This is a genomic window from uncultured Bradyrhizobium sp., from assembly GCF_936928535.1.
GTDB lineage: Bacteria > Pseudomonadota > Alphaproteobacteria > Rhizobiales > Xanthobacteraceae > Bradyrhizobium.
This window is the reverse complement of sequence record NZ_CAKZHY010000019.1, coordinates 43995-53773: the sequence shown is the minus strand read 5'-3', so window position 1 is coordinate 53773 and position 9779 is coordinate 43995. Positions and strand designations below refer to the sequence as shown.

Below are 9779 nucleotides of genomic sequence, written 5' to 3'. Positions count from 1 at the left end.
CGCTTGATACCGTCGCCACAACCTCCGCCGTCGTCCCGGACAAGCGCGCCCTAAGCGCGCGCCGATCCGGGACCCATCACCACAGGGAGACGTTTGGCGAAGGCTCGAGTGACCGGAGCATCGCCCGCGAGTGCCCCCGGTCTTTATGAGATTCCTATAACTTCGCCATAGCCCTCGTCTCGAAAACCTATGGCGGCGATGGCACTTCCCCGGTGTGAAAATCCCGGTCGGCGCTACGTGGATCACTTTTGATCCACCGCAAGACGCTCGTCCAAAACTACGGAATAGTTGTGCCAGGACTTGGTGCAACGAGGAGCATCCCCATGATGGATATTCTCATGCTGGCGCTGGGCTTCGGCTTCTTCGCCCTTGCGATCGGCTACACCTACGCCTGCGAACGGCTGTAACGGAGCGGACCATGATCTTTGATTATGCGCTCGCCGGCGCCGTCTCGTTCGGCCTCCTGATCTACCTCACTTATGCGCTGCTGCGGCCGGAACGGTTCTGAGCCGTGCTGCTGCTTGTCGAATTGCTGCTGGCCGACGCTCTGCTCGTCGGCTGCCTGCTTGTGGTGTTCCTGCCGCTGCTGCGCCGGGCACCAAGCCTGAAGGGGTAATGCCATGACTGTGATCGGTTGGCTCCAGATCATTCTTTTCTGCGTCATCATCGTCGCGCTCACAAAGCCGCTCGGCTGGTACATGACGCGCGTGTTCAACGGCGAGAAGACGCTCCTGTCGCCGGTGCTGCGCCCGATCGAGGCGGGCATCTACTGGGTATCTGGCGTCGACGAGAAGCGCGAGCAGCATTGGCTGACCTACACGGTCGCCATGCTGCTGTTCCACGTCGGCGGCTTCCTGGTCATCTACGGCGTGATGCGCTTGCAGGCCGTGCTGCCTTTCAATCCGGCCGCGCAGGGCGCGGTTGCCGAGGATCTGTCCTTCAATACCGCGGTCTCATTCATCACCAACACCAACTGGCAGAACTACGGTGGCGAGAGCACGCTGTCCTATCTGGTGCAGATGCTTGGCCTGACGCACCAGAACTTCCTGTCGGCTGCGACCGGCATTGCGCTCGCCGTGGCGCTGATCCGCGGCTTTTCGCGCGCCTCGATGCGCACGGTTGGAAATTTCTGGGTCGATGTCACCCGCTGCACGCTCTATGTGCTGCTGCCGATCTGCGTCGTCTATTCGCTGTTCCTGGTCTGGCAGGGCATGCCGCAGACCCTCGGCGACTATGTCGAGGCTACGACGCTCGAGGGGGCCAAGCAGACCATCGCGGTCGGGCCGGTCGCCTCGCAGGTCGCGATCAAGATGTTAGGGACCAATGGCGGCGGCTTCTTCAACGCCAATGCCGCGCACCCGTTCGAGAACCCGACCGCGCTTTCGAACTTCGTGCAGATGCTGTCGATCTTTGCGCTCGGCGCTGCGCTGACCAACGTGTTCGGCCGCATGGTCGGCAACCAGCGCCAGGGTTGGGCGATCCTGTCCGTGATGGGCGTGCTGTTCATTGCAGGCGTCACTGTCACCTATTGGGCGGAGGCCCATGGCACCTCGATGCTCCAGGCACTCGGCCTGACCGGCGGCAACATGGAGGGCAAGGAAGTCCGCTTCGGCGTCGTTGCCTCCGCGCTGTTCGCCGTGATCACCACGGCCGCCTCCTGCGGCGCGGTCAATGCCATGCATGACAGCTTCACCGCGCTCGGCGGCATGATCCCGCTGATCAACATCGAACTCGGCGAAATCGTCGTCGGCGGCGTCGGCGCCGGCATGTACGGCATGCTGCTGTTCGTCATCCTGGCGATCTTCGTCGCCGGCCTGATGGTCGGCCGCACGCCCGAATATGTCGGCAAGAAGATCGAGGCGCGCGAGGTCAAGATGGCGATGCTGGCCATCCTGGTGCTGCCGCTGATGATCCTCGGCTGGACCGCCGTCGGCGTGGTCTATCCAGCGGCGGTTGCCTCCATGGCCAATGCCGGCCCGCACGGCTTCACCGAGGTGCTGTACGCCTACACCTCGGGAACCGGCAACAACGGCTCGGCTTTCGCCGGCCTCACCGGCAACACCTTCTTCTACAACCTCACGCTCGCTTGCGCGATGTTCGTTGGCCGCTTCTTCATGATCGTTCCGGCCATGGCGATCGCTGGTTCGCTTGCGGGCAAGAAATCGATCCCGCCGTCGACGGGCACGTTCCCGACCACGGGTGGGCTGTTCGTCGGCCTTGTCGTCGGCGTCATCCTGATCATGGGCGGCCTGACCTTCTTCCCGGCACTCGCGCTTGGCCCGATCGTCGAGCACCTCGCGATGAACGCCGGCAACCTCTTCTGATTTGTCTGGAGTGACCTCCATGGATACGATGAAACTGCAAAAGCGCGCGCCGATGTCGGCAATGCTCGATCCGAAGATCGTGCTGCCAGCGATCCGCGCCTCCTTCGCCAAGCTCGATCCGCGGCTGATGGTGAAAAACCCCGTCATGTTCGTGGTCGAGGTCGTGGCCTCGCTCACCACGGCGATCTTCCTGCGTGACCTCGTCACCGGTGGCGAGCATCTCGGCTTCACGTTCCAGATCATCCTCTGGCTCTGGTTCACGGTGCTGTTCGCCAACTTCGCCGAGGCGGTGGCCGAGGGGCGCGGCAAGGCGCAGGCGGAATCGCTGCGCAAGACCCGCACCGAAAGCCAGGCGAAGCTCCTGAGCGGCGCGGGCCGGGAGTTCAAGCTGGTGCCGGGCACGAGCCTCAAGGTCGGTGACATCGTGCTGGTCGAGGCGGGAGACACGATCCCGTCCGACGGCGAGGTGATCGAGGGCGTTGCCTCCGTCAACGAGGCCGCCATCACCGGCGAGTCCGCGCCTGTCATTCGCGAGTCCGGCGGCGATCGCTCGGCGGTCACGGGCGGCACACAGGTGCTGTCCGACTGGATCCGCGTCCGCATCACGGCGGCACAAGGCTCGACCTTCATCGATCGCATGATCAAGCTGGTCGAGGGCGCCGAGCGAGCCAAGACGCCGAACGAGATTGCACTCAACATCCTGCTCGCCGGTCTCACCATCATCTTCGTGTTCGCCACTGTCACGATTCCGAGCTACGCCGCCTATGCGGGCGGCTCGATCTCGGTGATCGTGCTGGTCGCATTGTTCGTGACGCTGATTCCGACCACGATCGGCGCTTTGCTGTCGGCGATCGGCATCGCCGGCATGGACCGCCTGGTGCGCTTCAACGTGCTCGCGATGTCCGGTCGCGCGGTCGAGGCCGCCGGCGACGTCGATACGCTATTGCTCGACAAGACCGGCACCATCACCCTCGGCAACCGCCAGGCGACGTCGTTCCGTCCCGTTCGCGGCGTGACCGAGCAGGAGCTCGCGGATGCCGCCCAGCTTGCCTCGCTCGCCGACGAGACACCGGAGGGCCGCTCCATCGTCGTGCTTGCCAAGGAAAAGTACGGCATCCGCGGCCGCGACATGGCCGAGCTCGGCGCCACCTTCGTTCCGTTCACGGCACAGACGCGCATGAGCGGCGTCGACGCCGGCGGCTCGTCGGTGCGCAAGGGCGCCGTCGACGCGATCCTCAATTACATCGGCGGAGGGACTGCACAGGCCGTTGCCTCCGGCAATGCCGTCCGCGCCATTCAGCCTTCACCGAGCTCCGAGACCGCTCGGGAAATTCAGTCGATTTCCGACGAGATCGCCAAGGCCGGTGGCACGCCGCTTGCGGTCGCCAAGGACGGCCGTCTGCTCGGCGTCATTCAGCTCAAGGACATCGTCAAAGGCGGCATCCGTGAGCGCTTTGCCGAGCTGCGCCGCATGGGCATCCGCACCATCATGATCACTGGCGACAACCCGATGACGGCGGCCGCGATCGCTGCGGAAGCGGGCGTCGATGACTTCCTGGCGCAGGCAACGCCCGAGGACAAGCTCAAGCTGATCCGCGACGAGCAGGCCAAGGGCAAGCTGGTCGCCATGTGTGGTGACGGCACCAACGACGCACCGGCGCTCGCCCAGGCCGACGTCGGCGTCGCCATGAACACCGGCACCCAGGCCGCCCGTGAGGCCGGCAACATGGTCGACCTCGATTCCAACCCGACCAAGCTGATCGAGGTGGTCGAGATCGGCAAGCAGCTGTTGATGACGCGCGGCGCGCTGACGACCTTCTCGATCGCCAACGACGTCGCAAAATACTTTGCGATCATCCCGGCGATGTTCCTGGCGTTCTACCCACAGCTCAACGTGATCAACGTCATGAACCTGTCGAGCCCGCAGAGCGCCATCCTGTCGGCGATCATCTTCAACGCGCTCGTCATCATCGGCCTGATCCCGCTGGCGCTGAAGGGCGTCGCCTATCGCGCGGTCGGTGCCGGGGCGCTGCTGCGGCGCAACCTCTTGATCTACGGCCTCGGCGGCATCGTCATTCCCTTCATCGGCATCAAGGCGATCGACCTCGTGGTTGTGGCCTTGCATTTGGCTTAACGCGGTCATGCGGACAGCAATTCTCTCCGTCATTCCGGGGCGCCTCGAAGAGGCGAACCCGGAATCTCGAGGTTCCGGGTTCGATGCTTCGCATCGCCCCGGAACGGCGGCAGGGATGCTTCGCTCCTCGCAGTGACGGCAGAAATTGGAGAAAACCCATGCTCAGAGAAATCCGCCCCGCTATCGTCCTGCTGCTGGTGCTTACCGCCATCACAGGCCTGGCCTATCCGCTCGCCATGACCGGCATTGCCGGTGCCCTATTTCCCGCCAAGGCGCAAGGCAGCCTGATCGAGAAGGACGGCAAGGTGATCGGCTCTGCCCTGATCGGGCAGGAGTTCAAGGACGACAAATATTTCCACGGCCGTCCCTCGGCGACGGTCGCGCCGGACCCTGATGATTCGACCAAGACGGTGTCTGCGCCCTACAACGCGGCCAATTCCGGCGGCTCCAATCTCGGCCCGACCAGCAAGGCGCTGGCCGACCGGCTGAAGGAGGATGTGGACAAGTTGAAGGCCGAAAACCCGAACGCCGCCGTTCCGGTCGATCTGGTCACGACCTCCGCCAGCGGGCTCGACCCCGACATTTCGCCTGAAGGCGCGCAATTCCAGGTGCCGCGCGTCGCCAAGGCGCGGAATATGTCGGAAGACCAGCTCAAGCAGCTCGTCGCCTCCAACACCGAAGGCCGCTGGCTCGGCCTGCTCGGCGAACCCAGGGTTAACGTTCTGGCGCTGAATCTCGCGCTGGATCGTGCCGCCGCGAAGTAGCGTCTAGGCCGACAATATCAGGATGATTATATTGGCCTGATGGTTCAGCAGCGCCGCGATCCCGAACAACGACCATCGCCCGAGGCGCTGCTGGAGGCTGCGCGCCGGGAGGAGAGCGCGAGCGGCAAGCTGAAGATCTTCGTCGGCGCCGCCCCCGGCGTCGGCAAGACCTACGAGATGCTGCAGAGCGCCCATGCCAGGCGCAAGGCCGGCATCGATGTCGTGGTCGGCTTCGTCGAGACCCACGGCCGCGGCGAGACCGAGGCGCTGGTGCGGGGACTGGAGGTCGTCCCGCGCAAGCGGCTTGAGTACCGCGGCCAGATCGTTGAGGAGATGGACCTCGACGCCGTGATTGCGCGGCGGCCGAAGATCGCGCTGGTCGACGAGCTCGCCCACACCAACGCAGCGGGCAGCCGCCACCCCAAGCGCTACCTCGACGTCGAGGAGCTGCTGTCCCACGGCATCGACGTCTATACCGCCGTCAACATCCAGCACATCGAGAGCCTGAACGACGTCGTCGCCCAGATCACTCATGTCCGGGTCCGCGAGACCGTGCCTGATTCGATCTTCGACCGCGCCGACGCGATCGAGCTGATCGACCTCACGCCGGACGACTTGATCCAGCGCCTGCGCGAGGGCAAGGTCTACGTCTCCAAGCAGGCCGAGCGGGCGCTGGAGCATTACTTCTCGCCGGGCAATCTGACCGCGCTGCGCGAGCTTGCGCTGCGGCGCACGGCAGAGCGGGTCGACGAGCAACTGCTCAATCACATGCAGGCGAACGCCATCGCCGGCCCTTGGGCCGCGGGCGAGCGCATCCTGGTCTGCGTCAGCGAGGATCCCCGCGCGGCTGGGCTCGTGCGCTACACCAAACGGCTGGCGGACCGGCTGCATGCGCCGTTCACCGCGATCTCGATCGAGACGCGGCGCTCGCTTCAGCTCTCGGACCAGGAGCGCGACCGGCTCGCCGATACGTTGCGGCTTGCCGAGTCGCTCGGCGGCGAGGCGCTGACCATTCCAGCGGTCGGCCGGCGCATTGCCGATGACGTCATCAACTTCGCGCAAGGCAACAATGTCACCCAGATCGTGATCGGCAAGACGACGCGTTCACGCTGGTTCGAGATGACGCGCGGCTCCGTCGTGCATGACCTGGTGCGACGCGCCGGCAATATCAGCGTTCACGTCATTCCCGGTGACGAGCTGCCGGACGAGGCGGCACCGAAGACGGCGGTGCAGACCGCGGCGCGGTCCGAACCGTTCAATCCGCTGCCCTATCTGAAATCGCTTGGCGTCGTGCTGGTCGGCCTCGGCGCCGCGGAGCTGCTGCAGCCGCGGTTCGGCATCGAGAACGTGGACCTCGTGCTGCTCACCGCGGTGGTCGCGGTCGCGGTGCGTTACGGCTTGTGGCCGTCGCTGCTCGCGAGCCTGGCTGCCTCACTCGCCTATAATTTCTTCTTCCTGCCGCCGGTCTACACCTTCACCATCACCGATCCGACCAACGTCGCGGCGTTCTTCTTCTTCATGCTGATCGCGATCCTGGTCTCGAATGTCGCCGCGCGCGTGCGCACGCAGGCCGACGCCGCGATCGGCCGCATCCGGACCACCGAGCAGCTCTATGCCTTCAGCCGCAAGCTCGCCGGCACGGCCACGCTCGACGACGTGCTGTGGGCCTCGGCCTATCAGATCGCGCTGATGCTGAAGGTCCGCGTGGTGCTGCTGCTGCCGGAGGACGGGCTGCTCACGGTGAAGTCAGGCTATCCGCCCGAGGATCAGCTCGACCAGGCCGACCTTGCCGCAGCCAACTGGGCCTGGAGCAATGATCGTTCCGCCGGCCGTGGTTCGGACACGCTGCCGGGCGCCAAGCGGCTGTTTCTGCCGATGCGCACCGGGCGCGGGCCGATCGGCGTGATCGGCATCGACAACGACCGCACCGGCCCGCTGCTGACGCCGGACCAGCGCCGGCTGCTGGACGCGCTGGTCGACCAGGGCGCGCTGGCGATCGAGCGCGTGCTCCTGGTCGAGGACATGGACCGCGTCAAACGGACCGTTGAATCCGAGCGGCTGCGGTCGGCGCTGCTGACCTCGATCTCGCATGATCTGAAGACACCGCTGGCCTCGGTGCTGGGGGCGGCCTCGACCATGCGCGATCTCGCGGGTGCACTGTCCGACACCGAGAAGCGCGATCTGCTTGCGACCGTGATCGACGAGTCCGAGCGGCTCAATCGCTTCATCGCCAATCTGCTCGACATGACCAAGCTCGAATCCGGCGCCATCGTGCCCAACACGGCTCTGCACGATCTCGGCGAAATCGTCGGCAGCGCGCTGCGGCGGGCCTCGAAGATCCTCACCGCACACAAGGTCGAGCTGGTGCTGGCGGCCGATCTGCCGATGCTCGAGCTCGACGCCGTGCTGTTCGAGCAGGTGCTGTTCAACCTGCTCGACAACGCCGCGAAATATTCATCGCCCGAAACCACGATTACGATCAGGAGCCGGCGCGAGCGCGATCATGTGGTGCTCGAGGTCGCTGACGAGGGGGACGGCATTCCGCCCGACGAGCTCGAGAGCGTGTTCGACAAGTTCTATCGTGCGCAGAAAGGCGATCATGTCCGTCCCGGCACCGGGCTCGGGCTGGCCATCTCCCGCGGCTTCGTCGAGGCGATGCGCGGCACGATCTCGGCGGCCAACCGCAGCGACCGGAGCGGCGCCATTCTCACCATCCACCTGCCGGTTCCGGCGCAGACCCACGCATTGGATACCGCCGCATGAGTGCTGCCCCGATCAAGGTTCTGGTCATCGACGACGAGCCGCCGATCCGCAAATTGCTGCGGATGGGGCTATCGACGCAAGGTTACGAGATCCTGGAGGCGTCGAACGGCAAGGTCGCGCTGGAGAAGCTAGGCGAAGAGCCCGCGCTGATCATCCTCGATCTCGGCCTGCCCGACATCCAGGGCCATGAGCTGCTCCGCACCATCCGCAGCCGCAATGAAAGCGTGCCGATCGTGGTGCTGTCGAGCCGCGGCGACGAGGCGGGTAAGGTGCAGGCGCTCGATCTCGGTGCCGATGACTATCTGACCAAACCGTTCGGCATGGACGAGCTGCTGGCGCGGCTGCGCGCGGCGCTGCGGCACCAACTGCAGGTGCAGGGCGAGCGTCCGGTGTTCCGCACCGGCGATCTCTCCGTCGATCTGGTGCGCCGCATCATCAAGCTCGGCGAGCGCGAGATCAAGCTGTCGCCGAAGGAATACGACCTGCTGCGCGTGCTGGTCCAGCACGCCGGCAAGGTGCTGACCCACAGATTCCTGCTCAAGGAGCTCTGGGACGAGCTGACCGACGCGCAATATCTGCGCGTCTATGTCCGCCAGCTCCGCCAGAAGATCGAAGCCGATCCGGAGCGGCCGCAATATGTGCTGACCGAAACGGGAATCGGGTACCGGCTGAAGGCGGGGGATTAACGGCCTCTTGGGACGCGATCCTCTGCCCACATCGTCATTGCGAGCGCAGCGAATCAATCCAGAGTGCCTCCGAGGAGGCAGTCTGGATTGCTTCGTCGCAAAAGCTCCTCGCAATGACGCTGGTGAGACTACCCTGCCTTCCGATGCCGCGCCGTCGAGCGGTGTGCCTTCTTCGCCGCACGATGCCGCCCTGTCGCCCGTCTTGCATGCGCCTTCGCCGCCGTCTTCTTCCCGCCGCGCCCCTTCAGGCTCTGTTTCAGCGCGTCCATCAGGCTGACGACGTTGCTGGGGCGCTCCTCGCGTTCGGGCAATTCGATGGTCTTGCCGCTCGCCTTGCGCTTCACCAGCGCCTTGAGCGCGGTCTCGTACTCGTCCTTGAATTTGCTCGGGTCGAAATGCGCCGCCTTGGTGTGCAGGATGTGTCCGGCCAGCTCGATCATGTCCTTACTGATTTTCGGGCTCTTGATGTCGTGGAAGAATTCGTCTTCGTCGCGCAGCTCGTAAGGAAAGCGCAGCGTGGTGCCGAGCAGGCCCTTGCCGAGCGGCTCGATCGCGATGATGTGCTCGCGGTTGGTCAGCACGATCTTGGCGAGCGCGACGCGGTCCTGGTCCTTCATGGCGTCGCGGATCACGGCAAAGGCGTCGATGGCGGCCTTGCCTTCGGGCGCGATGTAATAGGGATGGTTGAGATAGCGCTGGTCGATCTCATCGCTTGGGACAAAACTCTCGATGTCGATGGTGTGGTTGCTCTCGATCTGGACGGCCTCGAGCTCCTCCGGTTCGACCTCGACATATTTACCCTTGCGCAGCTGGTAGCCGCGGCCCTTCTGGTCGCTCTCGACGACATCGCCGGTCTCGGCATCCACCATCTGCTGCTTGAGCCGGTTGCCGGTTTCGCGGTTGATCATGTGAAACCGTGTCTTCTCGGCGGCCGTGGTCGCGGGATAGAGCACGACCGGGCAGCTCACCAGCGACAGCTTCAACGTTCCCTTCCAATAGGCGCGCGGGGCCATTCCATTCTCCAGTGATTTCAAGGCGTTTTGGAACCCCAACCGCCCGCCAGGGTTTTGGTTCCGGATGGGACTTTTGCCGTGATAGGCTTCAACGC

General features: G+C 64.7%; 8 protein-coding genes. 7 read left to right on the top strand and 1 reads right to left on the bottom strand.

Going from position 1 to position 9779, the window contains the following annotated elements:
- Positions 1-248: 248 nt before the first annotated feature.
- From Q0687_RS02110 to Q0687_RS02080, 7 genes are all read left to right on the top strand, one after another.
- Entirely contained in the window at positions 249-407 is a 159-nt protein-coding gene (locus Q0687_RS02110; RefSeq protein WP_298871593.1) for a hypothetical protein, read from the top strand.
- 11 nt (positions 408-418) lie between these two features.
- The gene (locus Q0687_RS02105) at positions 419-508 is read left to right on the top strand and encodes a K(+)-transporting ATPase subunit F (protein WP_035698142.1); all 90 of its coding nucleotides are present in this window, start codon (positions 419-421) and stop codon (positions 506-508) included.
- Between the two features lie 112 nt (positions 509-620).
- Entirely contained in the window at positions 621-2324 is a 1704-nt protein-coding gene (gene kdpA, locus Q0687_RS02100; RefSeq protein ID WP_298871591.1) for a potassium-transporting ATPase subunit KdpA, read from the top strand.
- 19 nt (positions 2325-2343) lie between these two features.
- Complete coding sequence (kdpB, locus tag Q0687_RS02095; protein ID WP_298871589.1) at positions 2344-4458, top strand: potassium-transporting ATPase subunit KdpB; 2115 nt, start codon at positions 2344-2346, stop codon at positions 4456-4458.
- A 158-nt stretch (positions 4459-4616) separates the two neighbouring features.
- Positions 4617-5222 carry a K(+)-transporting ATPase subunit C gene (locus Q0687_RS02090; RefSeq protein WP_298871586.1) on the top strand — a complete coding sequence of 202 codons (606 nt, stop codon included), beginning with the start codon at positions 4617-4619 and terminating at the stop codon, positions 5220-5222.
- Positions 5223-5261: 39 nt separating this feature from the next.
- On the top strand, positions 5262-7985 hold the full coding sequence (locus Q0687_RS02085; protein WP_298871583.1) for a sensor histidine kinase KdpD: 2724 nt from the start codon (positions 5262-5264) through the stop codon (positions 7983-7985).
- Positions 7982-8671: a response regulator transcription factor gene (locus Q0687_RS02080; protein ID WP_298871581.1), complete on the top strand. Its 690-nt coding sequence runs from the start codon at positions 7982-7984 to the stop codon at positions 8669-8671. Before Q0687_RS02085 ends, Q0687_RS02080 begins: the two co-directional genes overlap by 4 nt.
- A 128-nt stretch (positions 8672-8799) precedes the next feature.
- Here Q0687_RS02080 and Q0687_RS02075 read toward each other — a convergent pair whose 3' ends face one another.
- Positions 8800-9684 carry a Ku protein gene (locus Q0687_RS02075; protein ID WP_298871579.1) on the bottom strand — a complete coding sequence of 295 codons (885 nt, stop codon included), beginning with the start codon at positions 9682-9684 and terminating at the stop codon, positions 8800-8802.
- Positions 9685-9779: the final 95 nt, after the last annotated feature.

Coding starts and splice junctions, on each gene's coding strand:
- Q0687_RS02105 (WP_035698142.1), top strand. CDS start 419: ATGATCTTTGATTATGCGCTCGCCGGCGCCGTCTCGTTCGGCCTCCTG.
- kdpA (WP_298871591.1), top strand. CDS start 621: ATGACTGTGATCGGTTGGCTCCAGATCATTCTTTTCTGCGTCATCATC.
- kdpB (WP_298871589.1), top strand. CDS start 2,344: ATGGATACGATGAAACTGCAAAAGCGCGCGCCGATGTCGGCAATGCTC.
- Q0687_RS02090 (WP_298871586.1), top strand. CDS start 4,617: ATGCTCAGAGAAATCCGCCCCGCTATCGTCCTGCTGCTGGTGCTTACC.
- Q0687_RS02085 (WP_298871583.1), top strand. CDS start 5,262: ATGGTTCAGCAGCGCCGCGATCCCGAACAACGACCATCGCCCGAGGCG.
- Q0687_RS02080 (WP_298871581.1), top strand. CDS start 7,982: ATGAGTGCTGCCCCGATCAAGGTTCTGGTCATCGACGACGAGCCGCCG.
- Q0687_RS02075 (WP_298871579.1), bottom strand. CDS start 9,684: ATGGCCCCGCGCGCCTATTGGAAGGGAACGTTGAAGCTGTCGCTGGTG.